Source organism: Paenibacillus sp. J22P218, from assembly GCF_056269195.1.
In genome coordinates, this window is the sequence record NZ_JBWDNL010000002.1 from 107322 (window position 1) to 133587 (window position 26266).

35 protein-coding genes are annotated in these 26266 nt (G+C 47.3%); 29 read left to right on the forward strand and 6 right to left on the reverse strand.

Annotated elements, in window-relative coordinates; all coding sequences use genetic code 11:
• Positions 1-2: 2 nt before the first annotated feature.
• The 24 genes from AC0YN0_RS09250 (at position 3) to AC0YN0_RS09365 (ending at position 16845) form a co-directional block, all read left to right on the forward strand.
• Positions 3-386 (forward strand): head decoration protein, encoded by a 384-nt coding sequence (locus AC0YN0_RS09250; protein WP_475821010.1) that lies wholly within the window; start codon positions 3-5, stop codon positions 384-386.
• Between the two features lie 15 nt (positions 387-401).
• A complete protein-coding gene (locus tag AC0YN0_RS09255; RefSeq protein ID WP_475821011.1) occupies positions 402-1457 on the forward strand; it encodes a major capsid protein in 1056 nt (351 codons plus the stop codon).
• Positions 1458-1467: 10 nt separating this feature from the next.
• A complete protein-coding gene (locus AC0YN0_RS09260) occupies positions 1468-1773 on the forward strand; it encodes a hypothetical protein (protein WP_475821012.1) in 306 nt (101 codons plus the stop codon).
• A gap of 2 nt (positions 1774-1775) precedes the next feature.
• Positions 1776-2090, forward strand: a complete 315-nt coding sequence (locus tag AC0YN0_RS09265; protein ID WP_475821013.1) for a hypothetical protein — start codon at positions 1776-1778, stop codon at positions 2088-2090.
• Entirely contained in the window at positions 2087-2683 is a 597-nt protein-coding gene (locus tag AC0YN0_RS09270; protein ID WP_475821014.1) for a phage tail protein, read from the forward strand. Before AC0YN0_RS09265 ends, AC0YN0_RS09270 begins: the two co-directional genes overlap by 4 nt.
• Positions 2680-3114 (forward strand): hypothetical protein, encoded by a 435-nt coding sequence (locus AC0YN0_RS09275; RefSeq protein WP_475821015.1) that lies wholly within the window; start codon positions 2680-2682, stop codon positions 3112-3114. Before AC0YN0_RS09270 ends, AC0YN0_RS09275 begins: the two co-directional genes overlap by 4 nt.
• Entirely contained in the window at positions 3111-3404 is a 294-nt protein-coding gene (locus AC0YN0_RS09280; RefSeq protein ID WP_475821016.1) for a hypothetical protein, read from the forward strand. Before AC0YN0_RS09275 ends, AC0YN0_RS09280 begins: the two co-directional genes overlap by 4 nt.
• Before the next feature lie 12 nt (positions 3405-3416).
• Entirely contained in the window at positions 3417-4877 is a 1461-nt protein-coding gene (locus AC0YN0_RS09285) for a phage tail sheath family protein (RefSeq protein ID WP_475821017.1), read from the forward strand.
• Positions 4878-4893: 16 nt separating this feature from the next.
• Complete coding sequence (locus AC0YN0_RS09290; protein WP_475821018.1) at positions 4894-5409, forward strand: phage major tail tube protein; 516 nt, start codon at positions 4894-4896, stop codon at positions 5407-5409.
• Positions 5410-5424: 15 nt separating this feature from the next.
• Positions 5425-5715 (forward strand): phage tail assembly protein, encoded by a 291-nt coding sequence (locus tag AC0YN0_RS09295; protein ID WP_475821019.1) that lies wholly within the window; start codon positions 5425-5427, stop codon positions 5713-5715.
• A gap of 156 nt (positions 5716-5871) precedes the next feature.
• Entirely contained in the window at positions 5872-8214 is a 2343-nt protein-coding gene (locus AC0YN0_RS09300) for a phage tail tape measure protein (RefSeq protein ID WP_475821020.1), read from the forward strand.
• Positions 8211-8408 (forward strand): tail protein X, encoded by a 198-nt coding sequence (locus tag AC0YN0_RS09305; RefSeq protein ID WP_475821021.1) that lies wholly within the window; start codon positions 8211-8213, stop codon positions 8406-8408. Before AC0YN0_RS09300 ends, AC0YN0_RS09305 begins: the two co-directional genes overlap by 4 nt.
• 5 nt (positions 8409-8413) lie before the next feature.
• A complete protein-coding gene (locus AC0YN0_RS09310) occupies positions 8414-9430 on the forward strand; it encodes a phage late control D family protein (RefSeq protein WP_475821022.1) in 1017 nt (338 codons plus the stop codon).
• Position 9431: 1 nt separating this feature from the next.
• Entirely contained in the window at positions 9432-9824 is a 393-nt protein-coding gene (locus AC0YN0_RS09315) for a phage baseplate assembly protein V (protein WP_475821023.1), read from the forward strand.
• A complete protein-coding gene (locus AC0YN0_RS09320; RefSeq protein ID WP_475821024.1) occupies positions 9821-10219 on the forward strand; it encodes a phage tail protein in 399 nt (132 codons plus the stop codon). Before AC0YN0_RS09315 ends, AC0YN0_RS09320 begins: the two co-directional genes overlap by 4 nt.
• On the forward strand, positions 10216-10533 hold the full coding sequence (locus AC0YN0_RS09325) for a GPW/gp25 family protein (RefSeq protein ID WP_475821025.1): 318 nt from the start codon (positions 10216-10218) through the stop codon (positions 10531-10533). Before AC0YN0_RS09320 ends, AC0YN0_RS09325 begins: the two co-directional genes overlap by 4 nt.
• Positions 10533-11660: a baseplate assembly protein gene (locus AC0YN0_RS09330; RefSeq protein WP_475821026.1), complete on the forward strand. Its 1128-nt coding sequence runs from the start codon at positions 10533-10535 to the stop codon at positions 11658-11660. The genes AC0YN0_RS09325 and AC0YN0_RS09330 overlap by 1 nt, the downstream gene beginning before the upstream one ends.
• The gene (locus tag AC0YN0_RS09335; protein WP_475821027.1) at positions 11653-12216 is read left to right on the forward strand and encodes a phage tail protein I; all 564 of its coding nucleotides are present in this window, start codon (positions 11653-11655) and stop codon (positions 12214-12216) included. Before AC0YN0_RS09330 ends, AC0YN0_RS09335 begins: the two co-directional genes overlap by 8 nt.
• Before the next feature lie 17 nt (positions 12217-12233).
• Positions 12234-13391, forward strand: a complete 1158-nt coding sequence (locus AC0YN0_RS09340) for a phage tail protein (protein WP_475821028.1) — start codon at positions 12234-12236, stop codon at positions 13389-13391.
• Between the two features lie 12 nt (positions 13392-13403).
• Positions 13404-14378, forward strand: coding sequence for a Kelch repeat-containing protein (locus AC0YN0_RS09345; protein WP_475821029.1), 975 nt, complete (start codon positions 13404-13406; stop codon positions 14376-14378).
• Positions 14379-14401: 23 nt separating this feature from the next.
• Entirely contained in the window at positions 14402-14803 is a 402-nt protein-coding gene (locus AC0YN0_RS09350) for a hypothetical protein (protein WP_475821030.1), read from the forward strand.
• A gap of 43 nt (positions 14804-14846) precedes the next feature.
• Positions 14847-15161, forward strand: coding sequence for a hypothetical protein (locus tag AC0YN0_RS09355; protein ID WP_475821031.1), 315 nt, complete (start codon positions 14847-14849; stop codon positions 15159-15161).
• 18 nt (positions 15162-15179) lie between these two features.
• On the forward strand, positions 15180-15452 hold the full coding sequence (locus tag AC0YN0_RS09360) for a phage holin family protein (protein WP_475821032.1): 273 nt from the start codon (positions 15180-15182) through the stop codon (positions 15450-15452).
• Position 15453: 1 nt separating this feature from the next.
• The gene (locus AC0YN0_RS09365; protein WP_475821033.1) at positions 15454-16845 is read left to right on the forward strand and encodes an N-acetylmuramoyl-L-alanine amidase; all 1392 of its coding nucleotides are present in this window, start codon (positions 15454-15456) and stop codon (positions 16843-16845) included.
• Positions 16846-16908: 63 nt separating this feature from the next.
• Here the strand turns inward: AC0YN0_RS09365 and AC0YN0_RS09370 are convergent, their stop codons facing one another.
• The 6 genes from AC0YN0_RS09370 to AC0YN0_RS09395 all read right to left on the reverse strand — a co-directional run bounded on the left by AC0YN0_RS09370 (position 16909) and on the right by AC0YN0_RS09395 (position 22777).
• Complete coding sequence (locus AC0YN0_RS09370; RefSeq protein WP_475821034.1) at positions 16909-17184, reverse strand: hypothetical protein; 276 nt, start codon at positions 17182-17184, stop codon at positions 16909-16911.
• Between the two features lie 31 nt (positions 17185-17215).
• The gene (locus AC0YN0_RS09375; RefSeq protein WP_475821035.1) at positions 17216-19513 is read right to left on the reverse strand and encodes a S8 family serine peptidase; all 2298 of its coding nucleotides are present in this window, start codon (positions 19511-19513) and stop codon (positions 17216-17218) included.
• Positions 19510-20679, reverse strand: coding sequence for an AAA family ATPase (locus AC0YN0_RS09380; RefSeq protein WP_475821036.1), 1170 nt, complete (start codon positions 20677-20679; stop codon positions 19510-19512). The genes AC0YN0_RS09375 and AC0YN0_RS09380 overlap by 4 nt, the downstream gene beginning before the upstream one ends.
• A 169-nt stretch (positions 20680-20848) precedes the next feature.
• On the reverse strand, positions 20849-21736 hold the full coding sequence (locus AC0YN0_RS09385) for an ATP-dependent DNA ligase (RefSeq protein WP_475821037.1): 888 nt from the start codon (positions 21734-21736) through the stop codon (positions 20849-20851).
• Positions 21733-22524, reverse strand: a complete 792-nt coding sequence (ku, locus tag AC0YN0_RS09390) for a non-homologous end joining protein Ku (RefSeq protein WP_475821038.1) — start codon at positions 22522-22524, stop codon at positions 21733-21735. Before ku ends, AC0YN0_RS09385 begins: the two co-directional genes overlap by 4 nt.
• 25 nt (positions 22525-22549) lie before the next feature.
• Positions 22550-22777 (reverse strand): helix-turn-helix domain-containing protein, encoded by a 228-nt coding sequence (locus AC0YN0_RS09395; protein WP_475821039.1) that lies wholly within the window; start codon positions 22775-22777, stop codon positions 22550-22552.
• Positions 22778-22971: 194 nt separating this feature from the next.
• Here AC0YN0_RS09395 and AC0YN0_RS09400 point away from each other — a divergent pair, with 194 nt between their 5' ends.
• The 5 genes from AC0YN0_RS09400 (at position 22972) to AC0YN0_RS09420 (ending at position 26258) form a co-directional block, all read left to right on the forward strand.
• Positions 22972-23772, forward strand: a complete 801-nt coding sequence (locus tag AC0YN0_RS09400; RefSeq protein WP_475821040.1) for a ParM/StbA family protein — start codon at positions 22972-22974, stop codon at positions 23770-23772.
• Entirely contained in the window at positions 23765-24031 is a 267-nt protein-coding gene (locus AC0YN0_RS09405; RefSeq protein ID WP_475821041.1) for a hypothetical protein, read from the forward strand. The genes AC0YN0_RS09400 and AC0YN0_RS09405 overlap by 8 nt, the downstream gene beginning before the upstream one ends.
• Positions 24006-24209: a hypothetical protein gene (locus AC0YN0_RS09410; RefSeq protein ID WP_475821042.1), complete on the forward strand. Its 204-nt coding sequence runs from the start codon at positions 24006-24008 to the stop codon at positions 24207-24209. The genes AC0YN0_RS09405 and AC0YN0_RS09410 overlap by 26 nt, the downstream gene beginning before the upstream one ends.
• Positions 24210-24566: 357 nt before the next feature.
• Complete coding sequence (locus AC0YN0_RS09415) at positions 24567-25859, forward strand: FtsK/SpoIIIE domain-containing protein (RefSeq protein ID WP_475821043.1); 1293 nt, start codon at positions 24567-24569, stop codon at positions 25857-25859.
• Positions 25860-26258, forward strand: a complete 399-nt coding sequence (locus tag AC0YN0_RS09420; RefSeq protein ID WP_475821044.1) for a replication-relaxation family protein — start codon at positions 25860-25862, stop codon at positions 26256-26258.
• The last annotated feature ends 8 nt before the right edge of the window (positions 26259-26266 follow it).

Here is a 26266-nt window from a genome sequence, read left to right on the forward strand (position 1 = left end):
TCATGGGAAATTTTTTCAATGATAACGTAGGAAGTACGACGCCGGATAAGTTGTTCGCCGGCACGACGCACCCAGTCGATATTAAGGGTATTACAATACTAACCGGCCAAGGTATTCTAGCGCGTGGTACTGTTATCGGTGTCGTTACAGCGAACAGCAAGGGAAAGATCGTCAATAGCGCCAATAGCGACGGCAGCCAAACAGCGGATTGCATCTTAACAGACGTTATTGATACAACCGCCGGCGATGTGGTTACAACTGCCTACATTACAGGGCAGTTTAACCGAGAAGCTCTTGTCTTTGGTGGCGCTGATACTTCTGCTAATCATGAAAACGCACTGCGTCAAAAGGGTATTTTCCTTAAAGACGTTCAGGCATACGAATAGGAGGCTGATTGACTAATGGATCTGAATTTATATAAAACAACAACAATGTTGCAGGCAGTTCGTAAGATGATGCCACTTCGCAAGTTCTTCACAAGCACGTTCTTCTCAACAAGCGGACCGACGTTCGTCACTGAAGACGTGCTTTTTGATTACAAAAAAGGTAAGCGCAAGATGGCACCTTTCGTTGCTCCACGAGTTGGAGGTATTACGGTGGCTCGTGATGGATATAAAACGAAAAAATACACGGCACCTAAGATTGCACCGCAAAGAATACTGACGCTTGATGACCTCGTTACTCGCGGCCCAGGCGAGAACCTGTTTAGCCAACAAACTCCAGCGCAACGTCAAGCGCAATTACTTGGAACTGACTTGAGTGAATTGGACGAAATGGTTTCGCGTCGTCTCGAATGGATGGCTCGCGAGTTGTTTCTCGGTAAACCGATCGTTGTGAAGGGTTTCATCGATCGTAACGATACAAACTACGTCGAAGATGAAATCGACTTTGGGTTCACTAACAAAATCACCTTAACTGGAACGGCAAAATGGACGGATGCTGGTTCGGCTCGCACTAAATATGCACAGCTTGAACAATGGCGCTTGAACGTCATTAAATCGTCCGGCTCTGCACCTACCATGGTCATCTTCGGCAGAGATGCATGGAAAGAGTTCCGTAAAGACCCTGAGATTATGGAACTCATGGATCAACAAAATGCAACGCTAGCCTTGATGAATCCGTCCGTTATTGATGAAGCGTTGACGTACTGTGGAAAGCTTCCAGGCTTGGGATTAGAGCTTTACACATACGACGATTGGTTCCTTGACGATGAAGATGTGGAGCAACCATACATCCCGAGTAACACGCTTATTATGTGCCGCCCTAAACTAGGGAAGTTTTCTTATGGTGCAGTTACACAAATGGAAGCTGATGGTCAGTTCCACACTTATGAAGGAGCTCGCGTCCCTAAATCGTGGTCAGATCAAAACTCAGATGCACGAATGATTCGCCTGACCTCCCGACCTATTCCTATTCCTGAAGATGTAGACGGCTGGCTTGTAGCCGTTGTGCTCTAGGGAGGCTGCTATGAGTGTAATTGTTAAGCAAGGACAAGTTGATGATGGCGTAAAAACCTACAAAGTCGGTGACGTAATCGAAGGACTGAGTGAAAAGGACGAGCAGGAACTGGTTGAGGCGGAGGTAGCGGCATATCATGTGCTTATGGATGGGCCTGTTGAAGAGGAATCTGTAGAAGACACTCCGCCAGCTGGAGAAAACGACACTGACAAAGAAGAGGCTAAGCAGGAAGATGAGCCTATTGCCGATGTAAGTGGACCAGACACTTCTATTCCGGGATTGGATGCTGATCCAAAGCCTGGTAAGAGACGGTAGTTATGGGATCGTTCAAGGATCAAATCGCTAAGGATGTTGGCGAGTTCTTGAATCCGCATGAATTTGCCGACATCCATACTGTCGACGGCAGAGAAATCCGGGCTGTTATAACTGAAGATACAGACAACGAACACCCTCTTAATTATGCGGAGGGTGTTTCTGTTGTCAGCATAATTGCGTATTTCGATGCTATTGAGCTTGGTGTCCGGCCAAAAAAAGGCATCACGATGAAGATTGATGGCACTGATTACGAAGTGGTTCGGGTGTCGGACGAAATCGGGATCTATGTTGTCACGCTGGAGGCGAATGCCGATTGAGGATCGAGGGAATACGTGAAGCGCTGAAGGGGGCCAAGGCTCTCAAAGACAAGATGCAGGCTACATCAGCTCTTGCACTTAATCGTGTTGGCGAAGGTGTAGTGACAGAAGCCGACAGAAAGATACGCAAAACGTATTTGATTAAAGCTTCTGAAATCAAATCCAAAATAGAGCTCGTCAAATCGTCTGAAGCATCAGGCTTAGCAATTGTCAAATCTGAGGGAGCGAACCTTCCGCTGACGCGCTTCAAGTACAGCCCAAAAGACTGGAATCCTCGGAAACCAAAAGCAGTTAAAGTCCAGGTGCGAAGAGGTGCGTCTAAGCTAATCAAGTCGGCTTATATACGAAATACAGGATCGAAAGTCATGGTAATGAAGCGTAAATTTCCTACTGGGCAGAGCGGGGTAAAGAGGAAAAAGAATCTTCAAGGCAATTACCCCGAATTGCCTGTTGAACAACTGCGCAGCCCTGCTATTCCAGTAATGATGAACTCTACTGAGGTCATCAAACATATTGAGGAACAAGCAGAAGAGCGGATGTATAAGCGGATGGATCACGAAGTCAAACGACTCCTTGGAGGTTTTGATTCATGACACCGACACTTTTGTCAGTAGCCATCAAAGAATATATCGAAAAGCTGTTTATCGATGCGGTTACGGTACGGCCGACGGTATATGAGGGCTATTTGCCTAAGAGGACCACGGAGAACCAGGATGAAGAGGACTATCCGTTCGTACTGGTCCGACTGATTAAAGGGAAACAGAACGAGGATGAACATCAAGTAGCGGTAAAGCTGATTATTGGTGTGAAGACGGTTGATGAACAAGGTTTCTTGGATGCGATGAATATCATGGATCGGATTCGTATCGCTTTTTCTCGTCAGCGGGTCCTTATCGAGCAGTTTCGGCATGAGCTGCCGCTTGATTGGGAGTTATTCGAAGAGCAGCCACAACCGGAATATCTCGGTCAGATAATTATGAACTGGACGCTTCCAAGCGTCACAGAGGAGGTCGAAGGCATTTGAGTGATAAAGAAGAAGGACAGCCGGTAACTCCGAAGGAAAAGAGGAGTGCGCAGAAGCAGAAAGCAGCAGAGCAGTTGATTTACGCAGGTCCTACTCTGTCAGGCGGACTGCTGGCGCAATACACGGTATTTCGGGGAGGCATTTCAGCGCATCTGCAAGAACAGATTGAGCAAATGCCGGCTATTCGGGTTCTGATTGTTCCTGTAGGGGAATTTGCATCGATAAACAAAAAAATAAAGCAAGTGGGAGCAGCCGAACAGATTGCATTCGCGCAGCTCACTGCGAAGTAGGAGGCTATTTTCATGACATACGCTCATGGTGTTACAGTAAGCGAGCAGTCGCGCTCCGTACTTGCTCCGACTCAAATCGCATCGGCGATTCCGGTCGTCTTCGGCACTGCGCCGGTCAACCTATCGACGGCAAGCGATCTTCCAGTTAACGTGCCTATTCTCGCTTATACCTTTGCGGAGGCTGTAGCGGCTCTCGGTTACTCCGATGATTTCGCCTCCTATACCCTTTGCGAAGTTATGGACAGCCATTTTAGGCACTTTGGGCTTTCTCCTGTTGTGTTTATCAACGTATTGGATCCAGCCGAGCATAAGACAACGGTTGCTCCTGCTAGCGTTCCGGTGGACTCGGGTGTTCTTAAGCTTGAAGAGCAAGGTGTTCTGCTTGGTACGGTCGTCGTTAAGTCCTCTGACGGCACAACGACCTATGTGAAGGATACCGACTACACGGCAGCCTTTAACGAAGCTGGCGAGGTCATCGTTACACGTAAATCGACAGGCGCAATTCCTGCTAACGCGACGGCGCTGCAGGTCGGTTACAACAAGCTGAACCCAACAGCAGTCGAAGCGAGCGATGTTATCGGCGGCGTTGATGTCGGCAGCGGCAAACTAACGGGACTAGAGCTGATTAATCAAGTTTTCCCGCGCTTCGGGATTGTTCCTAATCTCCTGCTTGCACCAGGCTTTTCGACTGATCCAACAATCGCGGCGGTTATGGTTGCGAAGGCGACCAATATTAATGGACACTTCAAGGCGTTCGCCCTTACGGACTTGCCTACGGGATCGGGTGGAGTAGAGGTTTATACCGATGCTCGAGCTTGGAAGTCGGAGAATAACTACGTGTCGCCCCAGCAAGCTGCACTATGGCCGAAGGTTACTTATAAAGGCAGTCGATATCACCTTTCGACTCGATTGGCCGGTGCGATCGGCGCCACGGATGCGGCTTTTGGCGGTATTCCGTACGCATCGCCTTCGAATAAGGACCTCAAGATCGACGGAACGGTTCTTGAAGATGGAACTGAAGTGTTTCTCGGCCCTGACCAAGCAGCATACCTCAATTCCAAAGGCATTGTTACTGCTCTTAACTTTGTGGGCGGGTGGAAAGCTTGGGGGAATTATACCGGTGGTTACGACGAAGGTGTTGAGCCAAAGGATTCCTTTATCTCTGTGCGCCGTATGTTCGATTGGGTAGCGAATACGATCATTTTGACTTATTGGAGTAAGGTCGATGATCCCATGAACAAAAGATTAATTGAAGCGTTGACGGATTCGGTCGGCATCTGGCTTAATGGCTTGACCGCAGGCGGGGCTATACTCGGCGGCCGTATTGAATTCAACGCTTCGGAAAATCCTGAGTCGGATCTGCTCGCAGGTAAGCTTCGATTCCACCTCTATTTAACCCCGCCATCGCCGGCTCAAGAAATAAACTTCATCCTCGAGTATGATCCGAGCTATCTCGGCTCTCTCTTGAGCTAAGGAGGCATAATCAATTATGAAAATTTCAGAGAAGATCATAGGTTTTAATGCATACCTCAATGGCTCGACATTCCTCGGCGTTGTTGACGTCGAACTCCCGAGCCTTGAAGCATTGAGCGAAACAATTAAAGGAGCAGGTATTGCTGGTGAAATTGATTCGCCGACCATCGGCCATTTTGGAAGCATGACCTGCAGGTTAAACTGGCGAACTATCGATCCGGCTGCAATTAAGATAGCGGCGCCAAAGTCGCATGCAATTGATTTTCGAGCAGCTCAGCAGACGCTCGATTCCTCGAACGGGTCATACAGCAGTTCGCCGACTAAGGTTTCTGTTCGTGCCACGCCTAAGAATTTGTCGTTGGGCAAATTCGAGGTTGGAACAACCACGGACACAGCGAACGAGTTCGAGGTCACCTACCTGAAGGTTGTTATCGACGCGAAGGTTTTGGTTGAAATCGATAAATTGAATTCTATCTGCATTATTGATGGTGTAGATTATCTCGCAGCACAGCGCGCTGCGCTTGGAGAATAAGGGGGCTCATATAAAGTGGACAATTACATTCTTACGAAACCAATCAATGACGGTGATGAAGTGATTTCTGAACTGAATCTTGATTTTGAAAGTCTCTCTGCGGACGATATTCTTGCAGCTGAGCGGCAGTACATCTTGGAAGCTTCGAAACATGGCAGTGCCTCGAACGTTAAGGAATTCTCCAAGCAGTATCAAGCAATCATTGCCGCAAAAGCTGCCAAACTGCCGGTTGATTTGATATTCAAGCTCAATGCTAAGGATTTCACAGGTTTGACCATAAGAGCACAAAATTTTTTGCTCGGCTAGGATTGGCTGAGGACGAAGGGGGGCGATTGCTGCGAAAGCTGATCGCCTCCCTTTCTTCGGCTTTAAGTACGCCAATCCCCTACTTTCTTAGTTTGCCGATCGAGGAATTGTACGAGTGGATGGAGGCTGCTCAGAAGCCAAAGTGAGGTGATGTGATTGTCAAATAAAAAGATTTATAAAATAGCATTTGAACTGGCTGCTAAATTGGAGGGCAGCTATACAAGTAATATGACCAAAGCGTTGCATGACCTCGAGGAAATCGAGACGAAGGCACGATCGATTAACGCCATTCGTCTATCTGGCGATCTGGTTCGGCCGTTACGTGAAGGTCTTCAGCATCTTGAGCGAGACTTCCGCGAGATTCGGAATAATCCAATTCCAAACGGTATGTTTGGTGACATGATCACCCAGCTGCGCGAAGCTGTTCAAAGCTCGCGGGCTTTGCTCCAAAACCTTCGGCAGGTCGCTACAACTCGCATGCCGGGCAACATGTTCGGTAACGACATGACTCGGTATTTGCGCGAAGTCGAGGAACTCGAACGGCGCATGCGCGCACTGCAAAATGCTGGCGGCCCGAACGGAGGCGGTGGGGGTGGTGGAGGCAACGGCGGAAGCGGAGGCGGTGGCTTAGGAAAATTCGGCTTAGCGGGGATGCTCGGCGGTCCGGCTATGCTTGCTGGCGGAGCTGTTTTAGCTGTCGGTGTTGGAGCTGGAGTGGCCGGGAAGGCCGTCTACAACTTCGCTGATGAATATCAAACCGCAATGGCTCAAGTGGCCGCTGCTACCGGGTCCACGGAATCCGAAATGAAAGAGTTTAGTCAAATCACTAAAAACCTTTACACCAAAGGGATTGGTGAAAATGTTTATGATATTGCCGAGTCAATGAGTTTGGTCGAACAGGTGACGAAGCATACCGGTAAGGCTTTGGAGAGCACGACAATGAACGCAATGGCGTTCCGCGATACATTTGGTGAAGATATACCGGAGTCTGTTAAAACTGCTGACACAATGTTCAAGAACTTCGGAACGACAAGTGAACAAGCTTATAACTTGCTTGCTCAAGGCGCTCAGAAAGGATTGAACAAATCGAATGAACTCCTTGATAGTGCGAACGAATATGCCCCACACTTCGCTTCTCTCGGGTTTACGGCCGACCAAATGTTTGATACTTTCGGCGCCGGTCTTGAAGCAGGCGCTTTTAACCTCGACAAAGTCGGTGACGCGATTAAGGAGTTTAACATTCGCTCGAAGGACATGTCGAAAACATCGGTGAGTGCTTTTGAAGCAATCAATATGGATGCAGAGGAAATGAGCCGAATCTTTGCTGAAGGCGGGCCAGAAGCGCAGAAGGCCTTCAAAAAGGTAGTAAAAGCAATTTCCAGCATCGAGGACCCTGTCAAGAAAAATACTCTTGGCGTTGAGTTGTTCGGAACGCAATTTGAGGACCTGGAAAAAGACGTCGTTAAGGCAATGGGCGAGGCCAGAAAGCAGTTCGATAAGACCTTAAATACGATGGAAAAGGTTTCAGACGTCAAATACAATACGATCGGCGAGGCGTGGCAAGGAATAGGTCGAACCATTCAAACGGAGTTGCTGCTACCGATAGGCGAAAAGTTGTTGCCGTATATGGAGGATTTCACCGATGCTACGAAAGTTTTTGCCGAGAAGTACGCTCCGATGATTGCCGATGGCGTGACGAATGCAATTGACAAGGTGAACGAGTACATTCACACCAATTTCATTAACAATCCTGATTTCCAAAAGCTTGAAAGCTTCGAAAGTAAAGTTGCATTCGTCTTCAATGATATAGAGCAATCTTTCAAAACCTGGTGGTCAACATCCGGCGAGGATGGATTTAAGAGCTTCACCAAAAAAATTGTATTCACGATCGCAGATACAATCGAAGCTAATTCGGATGTTATCGGTACTGCGTTGTGGAATATGATGAATACTGTTGATGCTACGATGGTCGATATGGCCGAGAAGTCTAAGTGGGGCTGGCTTCTTAAATTGAATGCTGGTTTTCAAATCGGTAATGCTTTGAAGGGCAAGCCGGAAGAGTATGTTCCGACAGGTGGATACAAACCTACGAGTGACCTCAGCCAAAATCAATTTGGTCAGTACTCAGTAACGAATAGAGAGTCATTTCCCTCTGGTAAGAAAGATTATTACAAGCCCTTGAATGGCTATGCAACTGGCGGATATGTCACGCAGCCGGAGCTGGCTTGGGTCGGTGAAGGGCGTAGTAATGAATGGATCATTCCCGAGAATAACAGCAAAAGGTCGCATAACCTGCTGGCCGCTGCAAACCGAAGTATGGGAAATGACGCTGCCAGCAGCGTGATTCCTAGTGTGACGTGGGCGCCGAATATTACAATACAAGGCAGCAGCCCAGAAACAAAACGCCAAGTCGAACAAGCGCTTGGTGAAGAGCGTCAACGATTTGAAAGATGGTATAGGGATATGCAGCAGCAGCAAAGGCGGGTGTCGATGGTATGATGTACAGTACAATACAAGGCGACACTTGGGACTTAATATCGTACAGGCTTTACGGCTCGGCGCTTATGATGCCGAAACTGGTTGCAGCTAACCCGCAGCATGCCAAGACAGTCGTATTTTCCTCGGGCGTACGTCTGACAATACCCGAGACGCCAGCGGTAACATCGGCGGATCTACCGCCTTGGAAGAGGTGATCCGGATGACGCGCAGAGCGGAAGTAATAATTAGCTACAACGGCCGAGACATATCCGGATCAATCGCAGCGTCACTGCTCGACCTATCTTATACCGACAATCCATCGGGACAGATTGACGATTTACAAATCTCCTTGCAGGATCGGGAGCGGAAGTGGCAAGGTCCATGGAATCCGGTGGACGGTGATACCATTGCAGCCAGCATCCGAACAATAGACTGGAGTGGGCGCAACGAGATTGCTAGTCTTCCACTCGGAATTTTTGAGGTCGATTCTGTGAGCCTCAGCGGGCCTCCTGATGTTGTGCAAATCAAAGCGCTGGCATTACCTTCGGGCACAACTGTAAAGCGAGAGGCGCGGTCAAAAGGCTGGGAGAAGGTGAAGCTTAAGACGGTAGCAGACGAAATTGCGAAGCGCTCCAAGCTGAAGCTGTTGTATGAGGCTGCGGACAATCCGCTTTACGAGCGTCTCGAACAGTCTAATCAAACTGATCTTTCCTTTTTAGTTGAGCTTTGTATTAAAGAGGGCATTGCTGTCAAGGCAGCTTCGGGAAATCTGGTCCTCTTTGACGAGGTTGCGTATGAGAAGCGCGCGGCGGTCGCTATGCTTACCCGAGAGGGGAAATCGGTCGTTAGCTATGGATTTGAATGGAGCGCGAGCGCATCCGCGTACCGCGCTTGTCAGCTAACCTATAGTGATTCTGCCAAAGGTAAGGAGTATAAAGTGCTATACACACCATCCGGGGCGCCAGCGAACGGACCTATTCTTAAGGTAAATGAGAATGTCGGCTCAGAGGCGGAGGCGCTTCGCGTTGCTAAGAATCTATTACGGAAAGAGAATAAGAATTTCGGGCGGGCTAACCTCACACTAGTAGGGGACATTCGTATGGCAGTCGGCCTGACAATTGATTTGTCCGGCTGGGGGACTTACGACGGTAAGTATATTATTGATCGAGCAACGCATTCCGTTGGCAGTGCTGGCTTTACAACGGATGTTGAAATAAGAAGGGTATTGGGGTGGTAGCGTGCAGGGACAAATTAAAGTCGGTAGGGTGTCAACGATTAATGCTGCATTGGCAGCGATCAGGGTCACATTTCCGGATTCAGACGATCTTGTTAGTCCGGAATTGCCGCTGCTAGTTACGCCCGGCTCATACGCCTTGCCGGAAGTCGGCGAAAGTGTGTTGTGCTTATTATTCGGTGGTGGTGCGGGTATTTGTTTAGGAGCATATTACTCGGAACTTTCACCGCCGCCTAATCTAATTGGATCTCGTATTGGAACATGGTTTTCTGACGGCAGCTTCGTATATTATGACAAGACTGCGGGCGAGCTCAAGATAAAAGCGGCGAGTAAGGTGCGCATTGATGGCGATCTTGTTGTTAGCGGTACAATTACTCATGGGGGGTTACTTCCATGAGCAGTCTTGGCTCGTTTGGTCCTGTCGTATTCGTCGTGTCCGGGCAGACAATTCGTACATTTGATGGCTTAACGCGGACTGCTGCGAGCCGATGGGCCAAACATGAAGTAATAGGGCGCCGTCCATTGACTCAGTATGTCGGGCAAGGACTTGATACGATCTCATTTACGATGCATTTCGATGTCGCATATGGTCTTAATCCGCGAAAAGAAATGGACGTTCTTCGAAATATGGAGCGTGACGCTGGCGCCTATACATTAATCCTCGGGGGCAAGGGATTCGGTACAGGGTTTTGGATAATCACCGGCCTTGAACAAGCATTTGAGACGATCGACAGCGCAGGCAATGTTATCACCGCCACCGTAACGATCAGTTTGGAGGAATACGTCAAATGATTGAGATTACAAGCGCTCCGGCTCCAATTAGCTTTGACCCGACGCCTCAAGAAGCAATTATTCAAAACATCAGAACTATACTCGGCACAACAAGAGGCAGCGTACCTATGGATCGAGAATTTGGGATCGACATTTCGGCAATAGATGAACCGCTTCCTGTCGCAAAGGCTAGGCTGACGGGTGCAGTCATTACCGCAATTCAGACATACGAGCCACGGGTCGAGGTTCTTCAAGTCTTATTCGAAGAAGACCAGAGTCTCGGTCAGCTTAAGCCGATAGTTCAGATCAACATCAGAGAGGAGGGCGGCGGCTAATGACAGCCCTTATCGATTTACCCGAAATTGAGTATGTGAGCGATGATGTCACAGTTACAGCGAATAATTTAGTAATTGCTTATGAGGCGATCAGCGGTCGAACGGTAAACCCCGGCGACCCTGTACGCCTCTTTTTATTATCTCTTGCGAGCATCATCGTGCAGCAGCGGACGTTGATAAACCTGACGGCTAAGCAAAATCTGTTGCGATACGCAAGCAGTGACATATTGGACCATATGGGCATTTTCGCGGGGACGGGGCGGCTTCCGGCGTCTCAAGCTGCGGTTACTCTACGCTTTACACTTTCAGCGCCACAGACCTCCGTTGTAACTATACCGGCAGGGACGCGGGCCAGCACGACTAGCGACCCAAAACGTTATTTCGCTACATCCTCGCTCGTTCAGATCGCGTCCGGCTCGATGACGGCGGAAGTCCTCGCGCTCTGTACAGAGGCGGGCTCCCTCGGTAACGGCTACGTAAGCGGTCAGATCAATCAAATTGTCGATCCGATAGCCTATGTTGCCAGTGTTACCAACCTATCGGGCAGCAGCGGAGGAGCAGATGTAGAGGACGATGAGGCGTACCGTGAGCGGATTCGAAGCGCTCCCGAGGCGTTTTCCGTAGCTGGCCCTAGTGGAGCTTACAAGCATTGGGCAAAATCGGCAAGCTCGTCAATCGTGGATGTGGCCGTTCATTCTCCTGCACCGTGCGAAGTTGTCGTCGTCCCGTTGCTGGAAGGCGGCGAGATCCCGGGTTTGGGACTGATCGAGCTCGTCGACGCTGCTGTTAATGACCGCACACGTCGTCCGCTGAGCGATCAGGTGACGGTAGAAGCGCCTGCAGTTGTTTCATTTAGCGTGGCGTTTAATTATTGGGTGCTGCAAGAAAGAATCGGAGAACTGGCCGCAATACAAGCACGGGTTGCTGCCGCAGTGGACAGTTATATCCTTTGGCAAAAGTCAAAGCTAGGTCGAGATATTAACCCATCCGAGCTTATAACTCGCATTATGCAAGCAGGGGCGCACAGGGTTAATGTAACAAGCCCTGCGTACGCCGCGATCGCATATAACGAGGTTGCGGTTGCCGGAACAGTGACAGTGACTTACGGAGGTCTGACAGATGATTAATATCCAAAGCATCAGCCTGATGGACCTCTTGCCGCCAAATATTCGGAACGATCCAACCATAGCAGCAGCGGCGCAAGCGTTAGACGTCGAGCTCTCTTCTTTAACCCAACAGATCGAGAAGCTAACCTACTTCAACCGGTTCGACAGCTTGACTTCGGACGAGGCCAATGAGCTTGCGTGGCAATTCAAGGTTGATTTTTACGATTATTCGTTGCCGCTTGAGCAACGCCGGCAGCTTATAAAGCAGAGCTATGCTCGCCATAAGGCGAAGGGGACACCAGGAGCGGTTGAGGATCTTATTGCAACGATTTTCGGACTCGGCGAGGTGCAGGAATGGTTTCAGTATGGCGGCGAGCCCGGCTATTTTAAGATCGTCACGAGCGATCCCGAAGCAACTGCGGGGAAGGCTGATGAGTTTTTAGCGGCAATCAACTCGGTCAAGAATGCGCGGAGCTGGCTCGAGGCAATCGAATTAACGACCGGAGACGATATGCAGCTTTACATTGGGGCTGCGGTGCACATCGGCAATTACATTAACGTGAAGCAGGTGATATGATGGGCGCTTTTAACGGATTGATTCTTACAAATCGAGGTTTAGCGCTACAGGGGAAAGTACAGGCGGGAGCACCTCTCGTTTATACGAAGATTGCGATGGGTGACGGCAACCTCGGCGGGACGACAATTCCGAACCTAACGGCAATGATCAGCTTGAAGAAGAACCTGTCCATTACAAGACTGACGCCACAAACAGGCGGGAAGGCTCTTGTAGGAACAAGCTATTCGAATAGCGAGATAACGACGGGTTTTTACTTCCGTGAGCTCGGCGTGTTTGCCAATGATCCCGACCTCGGTGAAATCCTTTATTGCTATGGCAATGCTGGCGCAGGAGCAGACTATATCGCTCCAGGAGGCGGGGCGGATTTAGTTGAGTCTCATATCGTTGTGCAAGTCCTTACAGGTAATGCATCAAACGTGAGTGCGATTATTGACGAATCGCTCGTTTTTGTCACAATTCAAGAATTTGATACGGCCATCGGTGATTTAAGTGAAGCGTTGAGCAATCACACAGGATCAGGCGGAACGGCTCACGCATTGGCTACGACATCGGCAGCAGGCTTTTTGAGCGCCGCCGACAAATCTAAACTCAATGGCGTAGCCACAGGAGCCGGATCGGCGGGCTCAGCGACGGATTCCGTAATCGGGAATCGTACTGTTAATGACACGACTGCTGCTAGCTTTACGGGAACGATTACTGCCTTGCTATCAGGACTCTTAAACCTCATCAAGGGGATAACGGGCAAAGCAAGCGCACTTACTGCGCCAGCGACGAATCTTGAGACAGCAAAGACACATATGGATGCGACCGCAGATATTCATGGAGCTGTCAGCGCCGCGATAGCGAATCGTCTTATGGCTCGCGATGCGAACGGGCGTGTAAAGGTCTCCGCGCCAAGTGCATCAGACGACGTTGCGATTAAGCAGACAATTGATGATCACGCGGCCCTTACCTCTCCACATTCCGCAACTAGCGCTGCAACAGCAAGTCGCTTAATGATGCGAGACGCATCCGGACGTGCGAAGGTGGCAGCCCCATCAGCTACGGACGATATAGCACGGCTCGATACGGTAACTGCAGCGGTATCGGCCAAGATAAACAACAAGATAACGGTCTCTACGACGGCGCCTGCGAGTCCGGCTACGGGCGATATATGGATCGATATGAGCGTCTAGGAGGCGAAGCGAATGCCTCAGATACGAGGAAGTAGTTCATCTGCTTGGTCAGTGCCTAAAGCCGTAAATGTTTGGGATGGCTCTGCATGGACTCAACGAATCGGGAAGATTTGGGACGGGTCATCGTGGATCCCGTTTATTACGTACTTTAACAACGCATGGCGTATACGAACAGCTGGTGGATCTGCTACTACTTTGCCCGGAGTTGCATGGTCTGATAGGTATATTCATGTAGTAGGCGGCGAAAATAGTTCCTCTACAGGGACAAATGTTCATAGACTTTATAATGTTGCAACCGATACATGGTCTAACGGAGCAAATCATGCTTCTGGATTCAGCTCAGCTTTAGGTACGTCCATTGGAAACAATCTAATGTATCTCTATATTACTAGCAATATCAGCAGCTATAACAATGATACAAATACGTGGACTGGACTATTGACCGTGTCTCCATCGTCAGTTCCTACGGTTTTTACTAGGCTATCTTCTCAAAAGCTGATTAGAATCGGTAACAACAACATCTCAAGTCTTCACACGTATGAGATTGCTACTAACACATGGTCTGCTATTGCATCCATTGACTTAACTCGGTCATCTGCTTTCAACGCTGTCGTTAATGGTAAGTTATACATCACTGGCGGTAGCACATCAAATACAGCAATTGCAACATACGATCCATCTACCAACACATGGAGTTATGGCATTTCAATGCCTACTCAACGTTACTATGGCGCATCAGGTTCTATCAACGGAATGTTGATTTGCGCATCGGGATCTACTTTGGCTGGAAATACTCAGTATAGTACTGCACTGCTTATGACGTCTGCTTATGTGGTGGCTACAAATTCATGGACCACATTAGCTGATGCACCTGCCGCACGTCACCGATCTGGCTATACTACTAGTCCAGATAATAAAGAAATGGTTATGACAAACGGGACTTCGGTAGATGGCACACGTCAAAACTCACTTTTAACATTCAGTTAAATTAATCTCTAGGAGGCATTCACATGATAAATGCATTGCAAGTTTTCGGAGAGGCAAAAAATATTTATGGCAGCACAAAGAGCTTTACGCAATGCCAAGTGTATATTAGCGAGTTTGATTGGTCGGCTGCGCGTGCTGCTGAGAGAACGAAGTATCAGCTTGTGTTGTGGGATAAGGTTACGACGATCAACGGAATCCAACCGCAGCAGATTCTTGCAGACGCTCCCGTTGACGGTGAAATCATTCTAGTTTATATCGAAGGCAAGCTGACGGTACTTCAGAAACACGACCCTACACAATCAGGCTTCGTTGCAATGGACGTTGCGCTCGCAACCGAAATCGGCAACTCTATCATCGATAATTTCGTTGAAACGAAGGTTGATGAAATCGCGCGCGAAACTGTATTAATTCAAATGATTTCATAAGCTCCGCTGCCGCGGGGCTTATTTATTTGAGGAGGCGACCATATTGACCCAAGAACAAACGATAAATGATATCGCCGTAAAGGTTGGCCGCCTTGAGGTGATGCAAGAGCAAAATAATCGCTCTATCGGCGAGATGGTGTCTAGTGTGCAGCGACTCGTCGATAAGTTGGATAAATCGGATGACGTTGCTAAAGAGGCCGCTCAGCGGGCTAAATCAGCCCATCATCGAGCTGACGCAATCGACAAACGAATTGATGACATGAAGGTCGGCCATCGCTGGGCAATAGGTGCAGCTCTATCTGCAATTGGGCTTTGCCTGACTGCGATCGGCTTACTTTGGAAGGCAATCGGAAGTTAATATGAGAGGATGATTTGAATGGAATGGTCAGCTATTTTTGAACTCATTGATCCTAAATTACTAGTTGTTGTCGCTGCCTGCTGGGTTATCGGGTACGTACTCAAACAAACGCCCGGCGTGCCGAATTGGTCGATCGTGTACATTGTTACGGTGGTTGCTGTCGCCTTTACGATTTGGATTCAGGGATTTGGCGCTGAGGCTGTCGTTCAAGGCGTGCTGGCGGGAGCGTTTGCTGTCTTTGGGCATCAGATTGCTAAACAGGCGAAGGACGCGGCCGAGAAGGATGAATAACATGCTGCAGCGTGGGAAGATAAGCGGTTTTGACGTTGCATATGCCGTCGCCGATCCGCTTTTCGACGACATCCATGCAACTTTTAAGATCGGGGAGACGGTCAAAGAGTTGGGGGAAGGCGCGGACGTTGCCGTTAACTTCAACTACGCGGATACTAACAACGGCGTTCCGATCGGACGCGTTATTGTTGATAATAAAGTCGTCATCACGGATATTCCGAAGACTGTAGCGCGAGACGAGCTCTACATGCTGTCGGACAAGTCCCTGCATATCGGGAAAGCCCCAGCTAATGCACTATGGGCTCTGCAAGGATCACCGCCTCTCCTCAAGGACGGGAAAAACGTTGTTGCCGAGGGGATCGAACGAGATCAACTCGCCTCGGATATATGGCACGGCCCGAATTACCGTACGGCAGCAGGCGTGACAGCATCTGGCAAGCTGGTGGTTGCGCGGACATACAACAAGCTTACACTCGACGAGTTGGCTGCGCTAATGATTAAGCTGGGATGTGTGGATGCATTGAACGGTGACGGCGGAGGCAGCTCGTACTTGTGGCCGCAGGAGACAGGCTGGGGGCGGAATCTTGGGGCGGCACTCGTTGTGAAGAAAGGGGAAGATAAGGAAATGACAATACCAGTACTGATTATCGATCCGGGGCATGGCGGCACCGATCCGGGAGCAAGCGGGAACGGGATCATCGAGAAAGAATATACGCTGAAGATTTCGCTTTACCAGTTTGAACGCTTCAAGGCTCTTGGTGTTCCGGTTTCTCTGACAAGGTCGACGGACATATCCCTTGAATCGGATGAAAGGACAAATATCGTTAAGGTGAGCGGTGCGAAATACTGCATCAGCAATCATATCAACGCTGCCGCTTCTGCGGACGCTGCTGGCGCCGAGGTCATACACAGCGTGTATAACCATGGAAAGCTTGCAAAAGCCTTCGTCGAAGCATTGCGGGGTGCTGGGCAAGTGCCGCGGCCGACGCCGACCTTCTCCAAACCAAATAGCAGCGGAGGAGATTACTATTTCATGCATCGACTGACCGGAAACGTTTCAACAAACATTATCGAGTATGGTTTCTGTTCAAATGTAGCTGACGCCGTACGGATTAAATCTAACTGGCAGAGATACGCAGAAGCGGTGATCAATGCGTTTTGCGTCTTTGCTGGTTATAATTACGCTGCTCCAATCGTTCAGGGTGATCCACTGCAAACACCTTCTGCGACATTTAGCGATGTTCCTGCAAACCATTGGGCGGTGAAATCGATTGAGAAGGCGGCGAAAGCCAACATCTTCGCCGGAGTCGAGCCGGACATATTTGGTCTCGGTCAGACGGTTACAAGAGAGCAACTGGCTGTCATATTGGATCGACTAGGATTGCTTAAATAAAATAACGAAGCCCACTGACCTAAGGGTCTGTGGGCTCTGCTATTTCAGGGATATTTTGTTGCACTACTTTCTTTTAAGAGTTATTTTTACTCCAGCTTCACCTTCGAGTCCTACAATGAATTGAGTAAGACCACCAGATTTAGCTACACCTTTTACATGAATTTCAATGTTATCTAATTCAAAACCAATAAAATCTTCGACAAAACCAGCCAAAGCTTCATAAGTAACAGGAACTGAATCAATAGCAGCGCTCATACCTGAAGAAGGGTAATAATCTGTTGTTGAACTTTCTTCTTCGATTAAAGGCATCATTAGTACAAACTTTTCTTTTTCTACCATTGTTAAATCTCCCTTCATAATTAACTAACATTTACTCGTCATCAATTTCTGAAGTAACGTCATCGTCAACATGTACTTCTGAAAGCATATGAAACCGAGTTTTTGTTTCTGTTGAGATTCCACCATGAACATCTACATCTGAATTTGTTAAATCTTCAATGGTTACTATTAAAACATACTCAACTTCTTCTTCATTTAATAGTTCAGGTTTTGTATATAGCTGGAGCCAGATTTGCCAATCTCCTGGATTAAAACTAGCGAAAACTTGGTTGAAATGATGTACATTATTCCACTGTTTTCTTCCTTCTCTTCCAGATGGATTGTCTGTTACTAATGTAGCATTAGAATTAATTCTATGCAATGAAGTATCTATGAAGCCTCTTAAATATTCGTTTCCCATACTTTGGTCTATTGGAGGAAATGAGATGCAGGTCACTGTAAGTTTGACTATCTTATTTCTTCTGTTAGATTGACTGGACATTGTTGTTGGCATGTGAAATTTAACTCTTTGTTTTGTTAATCGATCTAAAGTTCCTTTGCGAATATATGTAGCCCGTCCTCTATATGAATCTTTTGCATTAATGTAACTCCCTATACCTTTTCCGTAAATCTTGCAATATAATTCTCTAAGATCAAGGCTAACACTATAAGCATCTTCTAGAGGGTTCACCGCATGATGGAGCATCAAAGCTTTAGCAACTTCTAGATCATTAGCAGGATCTTCGGCTAATAAAAGGGCAAGCTCAAGAGCTGCTACTGGTGCAGCAAAACTTGTGCCAAAGTCTTGGGCTAACTGACCATTGTGATTAATTACGTAGGCCGCTGCATTTGCAGAAATGAAAAATTTATCATCATCAACAAACACATTCCCTCCGGGATACATCATGTCAGGTTTGGACGAGCCAGGAAAACCATGCCCTATTCTACTGAAAGGTGAAAGTTCATCTTTCTGGGAAATGCTCTTTTCATGATAGTCCCGTGAAATAGCTCCGATTGTAAGTCCGTAAAAAGATTCTGCTGGTGCAGAGAGTCTAGATGAGTCATCATCAATAATATCACTTAGAGTCTTATGTACAGCCCAAAGTTTGTGGTTTCCAGTAGGGAGGACAAACTGAATTCTATGCTCTCTCATTAATGAGTCTAAATCGTATGCGAGATTACTTACATAATCACCAGAAAGTGGATCTAACTGGTTAAGTGCAAGGCAGAAGATTTTCGTTTGGTCCTTAATATGAATTACAGCTTCTCTTATTCTGTTTATTAGTGTTTGCTCATCAAGTTTACTTCGTCCGTCATTTATAATACCATCAATTACTCTTATCTTTGGTACTAACAACTTATCTCTAACTTGCATATCTAAATTATCTCCAAAGATGGCTCTACTGGCGACTTTTGTACCATGGATACAAGTTGACTGAATTTTTATGTCAGAAGCTACAAATCGTCCTGCAATGCAGTCAATCATACTATCGGGTAGTTTTATTCCATCATCTAATATACAAATGAGTGGTAAGTCTCGTGGGTCAGTTGAAAACTCAACTTTAACATCATCTAGTGAGATCTTCGTTTGACCACCACCTTCACTATTCGCTTCGAAAAAAGGTGTTTTTCCTATTCCATTTATAATTTCTTGATCTGATAATTGATCGAGTCCACTAGATGGTATTAAAGCCCTTAAAACAGGTGTGTTATTTTTAAGAATTAGACTATTAATTAATTGTCCACGTTGTTCATGAATTTTATTCTCAATGAATTTTGTCATAACAGAATAGACTGATTCATTGAATTTAGGTACAAATGATATTTGAACGTCTTGCATCTCATCAGCTGTTTCTGTGATTTCAGGTAGAGTCTTTTCGGTATGATCATACTTAGAAAATGATTTTATGAATTGAAAGAAATTATAAGATTGTCCATTTCTCTCAGTATATAGGTTTAGTTTTCGATCTAAATTATCCAGATCTGAAGGTGTTGCAGAAACAACTGCGATATTTGATTTTTTTATAGAGTTGACTATTAAGTTGTTCTTTATAAACAGAGTTTCATAATCGCCTCGAGAATCAACTTTGTCTCCCTCAGCAAGCTCAACTTTAAATATTACAATTGAATCAGAAATAGGTGTTTTATGCTCCCGGTGAAAATCTTTAATACCAGAAATTCCACTTGCTAAGTAGGATCCATGTTCTCGATGATTAATATCTAATACAGTAGGTCTGGCAGTGGGAACATACTCAAGGGACTCTACTTCACTATCGGGAATCCAAAAGTGTGGTTTTGGATCCTTATGTGTTCTTTTTTCTTTCCTATTTTTAGGAAAATCATCTTTCAAGTTTCGCTCATCTCCTTAATTCTATCTGAAATGGTTGATTTGGGAATTCCAGTTAACTCTGATATTTCTCTAAGTGTAAGCCCATTTCCTTTTAGCGATTGTAGAAAAGTTGAATCTACATAAGAATCATTGAAGAGTAACAACATATTAGTAATAGTTCTCATAAAATCAGATGTACCAATATTATTTTTCTTTTCATGAAAAAGCGTGGTCTTTAATGTTTTTGTAACAATGTCATGAAGTTGTGAAAAGTTAAAACCCTTGGTTACATTTGCGATTTTACTAATGTCAGCATCATAAGATGCATTAAATTTTGAAAGTTGTTGTCTAAGATAACTAACCCTCATTTCTAGGTCAGGCACTTCTAAATATAAAACAGTATGAAATCTTCTCCAAACAGCTGAATCTAATAAACTGTGATGATTGGTTGCAGCTATCAGAAAAACATCATCTGAAAGTAAATCAATATTTTGAAGAAGAGTGTTTACAACACGCTTTAATTCGCCTAGTTCATGTTTATCATCGCGTTTTTTTGCAATTGCATCGAATTCATCAAGGAACAATATTACATTTTTCTTCTCAACGGATTCAAATATCTTTCTGATATTTGTTCCAGTCTGACCTAACAATGAAGAAATTAGACTGTCAAGCCTCACATATGCAAGTGGAATATTCAATGATTTAGCAAGTGAGAAAGCGGTAGATGTTTTACCACATCCTGGTGGCCCGCATAAGAGTAAGCGATTTTCAAATGTCAATCCGATATCGAATAATTTATCCCGATTAAAATACTCGTTTTTAATTGAATCCACTTGGTCGGTTAGTTGTTTACTTAGAATAATGCTATCAATATTTATATCTTCAGGATAATGCCAGTCAATTAGACTATTGTTTGAGACCTTGTCTTTAGGTGTGTAATTAGTGGAAGGCTCAAACATCGTCAATCCTGATGATGGCGCGTAATGCTTGTTATCTAAAGCTTTATTTGTTGGTTTTTGTTTTGAATTGGTAATATTAATATTTAGTGTTGAAATTATCTTTTCAGACAATTGTACATTCCCTTTTTTGCCCTCCTCCTCAGAAAGTTCTATTACTGTTTTTTTGAATTTTTCGGCATCGTTACTGTTGAAAGCTTCAATAAGTTTGATTACATAATCTGAACGCATAAGTTGCCTCCTCTTCGGACAGCGCCGGAATTTTAATCAATTGTAACACTAATAACACATATGTCAAAATTAAAATTCTCGGACATGTCGGAAATCGGACTGGAATACATATAATAAACTGCCACTCAAGATAAAAAGTACGAAGTCCAACCAACTAAGGCACTATATTTTATTTGTCTCCAAAACCAAGGATTCTCGGATGACGTAATAGTCCCGATTCCGTAAACTCAAGTGCAGCTACTCGGCAAGGGAAGGGGACGGCAATCCAAGCTACATCAGATTTCTTCATGCCGGGAGTAAGGCTCTGAAAAGGACATTCACTTGGATGCTGTTGCATGAATTGCTGGAGAACCTTTTTAGATGCAACATCAAGCCCTAATGAAACGTGTCCGATGTATCGTTCTTCGTACTTTAAGACAAGGCTTGATATATAGCCTTTCCTAAGCTTGAACCCCACCACATCCGCAACGATCTGCAACTCTTTCCTCTTCTTGAACCAATACTGATGTTTCTTCCCTTCAACGTAAGGGCTATCGAGCCGTTTTGAAACAATTCCTTCCCATTCGCGTTCCTCAACCCAATTCCATAATGCAGGTCCGTCACTATGCAGCTCCGTTACAAATACCCGTTTCTCCTTCTCGGGGAAAATAGTCTGTAGTCGTTTAAATCGTTCGCTAAAAGGTAGATGGCGGATGTCGATGCCGTTATCATAGAGCAGATCGAACATGACATAAATAATGTTCTCGTCAAACCGTTTACGGTTGATGCCGGACATCACTCGCTGAAAATTAGGTTTCGTGCCATCAAAATACAAAACCTCTCCGTCCAGCACGCACGGACCGATACGCAAAGAAGAAAGCAGCGCGACAATCTCGGGGTAACGATTGTTACGCTGCTCAACACGTTTGGAGTATATCTCGACTCCACCTTCGCCATCTAAGCGGACAATTGTGCGGACGCCATCCCATTTGATTTGATAACCCCATTCGGGCCCGATAGGTATATCAGGCGATGCGATCGGCGCCATCGGCTCTTTTGGTAGAGACATGCTGATCATGAAACATTACCCTTTGGCTTTGCAGCTTCAACACTTGCCTGCAGCGCGGCCATAAGATCGAGAACGTTTGTCGTACCAGTCTTCGGAGCTTCCACGACGTCGAGACTTTGACCAGATACCTTTCGCTCAATTGCGGAAAGGAGAGCTGTTCGATATTCATCCGTATATTTTTCAGGCTGGAAAGCCTCAGATAAATGGTTAATAAGCATCTGCGCGACTTGCAGTTCGTTATCACTGACTGTTATCTGAGCGGGAAGGTTTGGCACCTGAGTCAGAGGTCGGATCTCATCGGGGAAATGCATCGTCTCCATGCAGATGCAGTTTCCAAGCGCACGAATGGCTGCAAGTCTGGTCTTGCTCCGAATTGAGACCTTTGCAATTCCAATCTTACCTGACTGCCGAATAGCTTCGAGCAGCAAGTTATATGCGCCTCCGCCGGACATATCAGGTGACAGGTAGTAAGCTTTCTCAAAATAGATAGGATCGATCTCTGTGAGGTTCGCAAAGCTCATAATCTGTATGACCTTGGCAGACTCCGGCTTTAGTGCATCAATTTCATCCTCGTTGAAGAGAACGAATTTTCCTGTTTCATACTCGTAGCCCTTGATGGTGTCATCTGTTCCAACTTTGGTATTACAGTGCGAGCATGTTCGTGTTTGCGAGATTGGGCTGCTGCAAGTCTTATGTAATGTTCGAAAACTGATGTCTTTTTCATCGGTTGAAGTAAACATTTTAACAGGCACATGGACCAAGCCGAAGCTGATTGCGCCTTTCCAAACTGTGTTCATAAATATCCCTCCTTATCATTCATTCTTACCAAAAATCATGTTCTTCAACGTCATACCCCTTCTTTAATAGGGCAGCAATAATATTTCGTTTTGTAAGACCAGTCGCTTTATACTCATTATCTCCACAGAGCTTCGTCACCGTAGGTCTGCTTACTCCACTCCATTTAGTGAGTTCAGATTGTGAAATCTCTTTCCTATCAAGCCATTTGCCTAACTTCGTTCTTGATCTTCCTAGTTGAGCACTCCATGCCATAAAAAATCTCCTCCATCGAGCTCGTTATAGCAGCAGGATGGACGAGTCTAGTAAAAAATATACATGCTCTATGAATATTTTTAGCACATTGTGCAAGCAGTAACCCATAGGATGCTTACATAACCAGATACACAACGACAGGATTCGGCGCCAGTCCTGTTCCTTAACTGGTTACGTAAGGAGGAATCGACAGCATGAGCATACTGGCAATTGACGCGGGCGGACACACTACCAAGCTTTTCGACGGCAGCACGGCCCGCGTGTTTCCCTCAGTGATTGGTTACGACTGGCGGGAGCGCAATATCAACCATCAGCAGGGTGAGCACGACATTGAGTGGCAATACCGAGGGCAGCGCGGCTTCGCCGGCACGCTTGCGCTACATGAGAGCGAGTGTGCTGAGAGTAGGAAGGGCGACAGCAAAGCACATCCAGACGCTCTGCTCCGGATCCTCATCGCGTTACACCAGCGGGAAGGTATGGAGCATAAGATCGTGGTCGGGCAGCCGATTAAAATGCACACGCCAGAGGAAAAGCAGCTTATCAAGGAGATGGTCCTCGGTCGGCACGAGCTGACTGTTAACGGCCGTCAAAAGCAGATATTAATAACACGCTGCGAGGTTGCGGCGGAAGGCGTAACGGCGGGTCTGCTCGTGCCGGGCAGTGGCGTGGTCCGCGTTATCGACATCGGCAGCGGCACAGTAAACTTTGGTACGTTGATTGATCGTCGATTTAACGATCGTGGCAGCTTCACTTTAACTTCAGGCCTTGAGACGCTTCGTTCGGTCGATCCGATTGCCTTCGGGCGTCAGATCGCCATCAGGGCGCTTGCGGCGGGGTGGGGGAAGGGTGATGCCCTTTATCTTTGCGGAGGTGGAGCGGAGGCATTACGGGAGGCGTTGCGGGCTTATTTCCCGAAGGTGCAGGTCATTTCCGGCGATCCAGTGACGGCAAACGTACGTTCATTTTATCTGATCGCGAGGAAGCTATATGGCTAAGCAGCGCGATGTCGAAATCATACAGGTCTGCTTTAGCAGGAACGACATTTATCAGCAACGCCTATACTATCATGCTTCAAGCTTCCCAAACCGCTCAGGCTACCTCAAGCGGCTGATACAACGGGATATGGAGCAGTCGGTGGGAGCAACTGCTCAAGAGCCGCAAAAGGCCGCTCCTGCGGTCGTGGATGACTTTAACGCAGAGGGTTTTATCTACAGGAGGACGATGGATTATGGAAATATTGCTACCGGCATTTAAGATCGCGGGCATAGTGATCGCGAGTGAGTTTGTAGGCAGGCTTATGGAGGAGCACGGGCACGGTAACAAGGTTGTTTTCGTCAAGATCATCACTTATGTGGGCTGCGCCTATATCGCAATGGATTTTTGGTGGAGCGGATTGCGTACGATCGCCCGTGCGTTCGGGGTGTACGTATGATTCGCGCAGCTTCTCGATCTGATTTTGTAGGGTGGGCATTGGTCGGCGTCGCCGCGGTGCTCGGGGTGTATGCCTGTTATCTGTTCGAGACTGTGTCCGGACCGGTTGCCCACATGCTTGTAAAAATATTCGTTTGATCCCATGTATACTTTCGCCCGAATGGGGCATACTGGTTCGCGGGCTTCGCCGCTCTTTCTTCGTTCTTCTTCCTCCTCCGTCGTCATCAGTCTTCGAAACAAAATTCAAAATCCAGCCATATCAAGCATTTCTGCTTGTATATCCGCGGTATTGATACCTCGGTAAAGTCCTCGGTAATTGTCGCGGCAGTTACTGCGGTAGGAAGGAGTTGTCTATCCATTGCTATTATTAGGTTCGGGGCTGGCTGTAGTCGCCAAGATCGCGGGGATCGCCGCCAGCTCTTACATCTCATGGACTGCTTATGCAACAATGCCGGAGACTGAGCTGCGGCGTAACATCGCCAAAGCCTTTAGAGCGGGCGAAGTCGGGAAGAGGGTTAAGCGCGGAACCGGCAAGAACGTCCGGGAAGTAATTTTCTATCCGAAGGTGCAGCGAGTGAGTGCTTCGCTTGAGCGAAAGCAGATCGTGTTTACTGTGCCGACGGGGTTAAATCCAAAGGATGTATTCGACCGCGATTGGCTCTTCCGACAAGTTTTCGGTGAGCACATCGAGTTAAGCGGTAGCGTGAAGACGTTTGTGCTGTGTATATACGAGGCAGGTATCAAGCCATTTGAATACGATCTGCAGGAGGCTCAAAAGGCGGTCGAAGGGATACTGTTGCCGATTTATGCAGGGCGCAGCCGATCCGGACCAGTCGCATACGATATGTGCGAGCATCCACATCTCCTGATTGTCGGAGAGACAGGAAGCGGCAAATCCGTTTGTTTGCGGTCAATCTTGTCGACATTGATCGTGCTGGCCGGTGATCGCGTCGAGCTCTATTGCGCCGATCTTAAGCGCTCCGAGTTTCACGTTTTCCGAGACATCGCAAAGACCGTCGATATCGAAGCAGTGAAACTGCATGCGACTTTGCTCAAAATTCGGAAGGAGCTCCGGAAGCGCGGGGATTTGCTCGACGCAGCCGGCCAGTCTAACGTAAACGATTTGCCCGAAAGCCAGCGTCCGCCGTATATCGTATTGGCGATCGATGAGGTCGCTTTGCTGAAGAAGGAAAAAGACATCATGGAGATTATCGATGAGATCAGCGCGATCGGCCGCGCGCTGGGCGTCTTCTTAATCTTGAGCATGCAGCGACCGGATGCGGACGTACTCGACGGCAAGCTGAAGAATAACCTCACGGTCCGGATGGCTTTCCGTCATTCTGACGAGATCAACAGCCGTATCTCGATCGGAAGCGGCGAGGCTGCCGGCATTAAGCAAAGCGAGAAGGGGCTTATGGTCCACAAGCTCGACGGAATCCGCTACGTCCAGGCGCCGCATCTAAAGATTGAGGCAGCCAAGAAGCTGTTAGCACCATTCAAGGAAGGCGCAATAACACCTCAGAAGTCGAAAAAGCAGCGCCAACCGCAAGCTGAAGCAAACGTTGAGGAAATTGTCGAGAAGTACAACAATGCCCTGCAGGAGGTCGAGGAGGGCGGAGAGGACGACAACATAGAGTTTGGGGTGCTGTAGATGATCGAACGCGATAAGGCGATCATAGCCGACTTGGAACGCTTCCGCTGCCTCACAAGGGATGATGTGGCGGAGCTCCACTTTTCGGGCAAACGTAATCCGGCAAAGGAAGCAAATGAGGTATTGCTGCGCTTGCGGAAAGATGGCCGGATCGGCGTATCGAAGGAACGTCGTATGTACGTGTATTTCCCCGTTCCAGGCATCAAGAAGGATTCGTCGAAGCTGGGGCACTTCCTCGCTATCGCGAACTTTTACCGGGAGATACGGCGGATCGAAGCGCCTCGGATATTTGAGGTAGAGCCGAAGCTCGGCGGAAAGGGGCTGCCGGAGCCGGACGCCTTCGTTATTTGGCGGGGCGCGCCGTGGTACGTGGAAATCCAGCGGAGTGTATATAGTTAGCGGCAATG

Excerpts from the sequence above, each read along its gene's own strand:
- AC0YN0_RS09250 (WP_475821010.1), top strand. The coding sequence starts at position 3 with ATGGGAAATTTTTTCAATGATAACGTAGGAAGTACGACGCCGGATAAG.
- AC0YN0_RS09255 (WP_475821011.1), top strand. The coding sequence starts at position 402 with ATGGATCTGAATTTATATAAAACAACAACAATGTTGCAGGCAGTTCGT.
- AC0YN0_RS09260 (WP_475821012.1), top strand. The coding sequence starts at position 1,468 with ATGAGTGTAATTGTTAAGCAAGGACAAGTTGATGATGGCGTAAAAACC.
- AC0YN0_RS09265 (WP_475821013.1), top strand. The coding sequence starts at position 1,776 with ATGGGATCGTTCAAGGATCAAATCGCTAAGGATGTTGGCGAGTTCTTG.
- AC0YN0_RS09275 (WP_475821015.1), top strand. The coding sequence starts at position 2,680 with ATGACACCGACACTTTTGTCAGTAGCCATCAAAGAATATATCGAAAAG.
- AC0YN0_RS09285 (WP_475821017.1), top strand. The coding sequence starts at position 3,417 with ATGACATACGCTCATGGTGTTACAGTAAGCGAGCAGTCGCGCTCCGTA.
- AC0YN0_RS09290 (WP_475821018.1), top strand. The coding sequence starts at position 4,894 with ATGAAAATTTCAGAGAAGATCATAGGTTTTAATGCATACCTCAATGGC.
- AC0YN0_RS09305 (WP_475821021.1), top strand. The coding sequence starts at position 8,211 with ATGATGTACAGTACAATACAAGGCGACACTTGGGACTTAATATCGTAC.
- AC0YN0_RS09310 (WP_475821022.1), top strand. The coding sequence starts at position 8,414 with ATGACGCGCAGAGCGGAAGTAATAATTAGCTACAACGGCCGAGACATA.
- AC0YN0_RS09320 (WP_475821024.1), top strand. The coding sequence starts at position 9,821 with ATGAGCAGTCTTGGCTCGTTTGGTCCTGTCGTATTCGTCGTGTCCGGG.
- AC0YN0_RS09325 (WP_475821025.1), top strand. The coding sequence starts at position 10,216 with ATGATTGAGATTACAAGCGCTCCGGCTCCAATTAGCTTTGACCCGACG.
- AC0YN0_RS09330 (WP_475821026.1), top strand. The coding sequence starts at position 10,533 with ATGACAGCCCTTATCGATTTACCCGAAATTGAGTATGTGAGCGATGAT.
- AC0YN0_RS09335 (WP_475821027.1), top strand. The coding sequence starts at position 11,653 with ATGATTAATATCCAAAGCATCAGCCTGATGGACCTCTTGCCGCCAAAT.
- AC0YN0_RS09345 (WP_475821029.1), top strand. The coding sequence starts at position 13,404 with ATGCCTCAGATACGAGGAAGTAGTTCATCTGCTTGGTCAGTGCCTAAA.
- AC0YN0_RS09350 (WP_475821030.1), top strand. The coding sequence starts at position 14,402 with ATGATAAATGCATTGCAAGTTTTCGGAGAGGCAAAAAATATTTATGGC.
- AC0YN0_RS09360 (WP_475821032.1), top strand. The coding sequence starts at position 15,180 with ATGGAATGGTCAGCTATTTTTGAACTCATTGATCCTAAATTACTAGTT.
- AC0YN0_RS09365 (WP_475821033.1), top strand. The coding sequence starts at position 15,454 with ATGCTGCAGCGTGGGAAGATAAGCGGTTTTGACGTTGCATATGCCGTC.
- AC0YN0_RS09370 (WP_475821034.1), bottom strand. The coding sequence starts at position 17,184 with ATGGTAGAAAAAGAAAAGTTTGTACTAATGATGCCTTTAATCGAAGAA.
- AC0YN0_RS09380 (WP_475821036.1), bottom strand. The coding sequence starts at position 20,679 with ATGCGTTCAGATTATGTAATCAAACTTATTGAAGCTTTCAACAGTAAC.
- AC0YN0_RS09385 (WP_475821037.1), bottom strand. The coding sequence starts at position 21,736 with ATGATCAGCATGTCTCTACCAAAAGAGCCGATGGCGCCGATCGCATCG.
- ku (WP_475821038.1), bottom strand. The coding sequence starts at position 22,524 with ATGAACACAGTTTGGAAAGGCGCAATCAGCTTCGGCTTGGTCCATGTG.
- AC0YN0_RS09395 (WP_475821039.1), bottom strand. The coding sequence starts at position 22,777 with ATGGCATGGAGTGCTCAACTAGGAAGATCAAGAACGAAGTTAGGCAAA.
- AC0YN0_RS09400 (WP_475821040.1), top strand. The coding sequence starts at position 22,972 with ATGAGCATACTGGCAATTGACGCGGGCGGACACACTACCAAGCTTTTC.
- AC0YN0_RS09405 (WP_475821041.1), top strand. The coding sequence starts at position 23,765 with ATGGCTAAGCAGCGCGATGTCGAAATCATACAGGTCTGCTTTAGCAGG.
- AC0YN0_RS09410 (WP_475821042.1), top strand. The coding sequence starts at position 24,006 with ATGGAAATATTGCTACCGGCATTTAAGATCGCGGGCATAGTGATCGCG.
- AC0YN0_RS09420 (WP_475821044.1), top strand. The coding sequence starts at position 25,860 with ATGATCGAACGCGATAAGGCGATCATAGCCGACTTGGAACGCTTCCGC.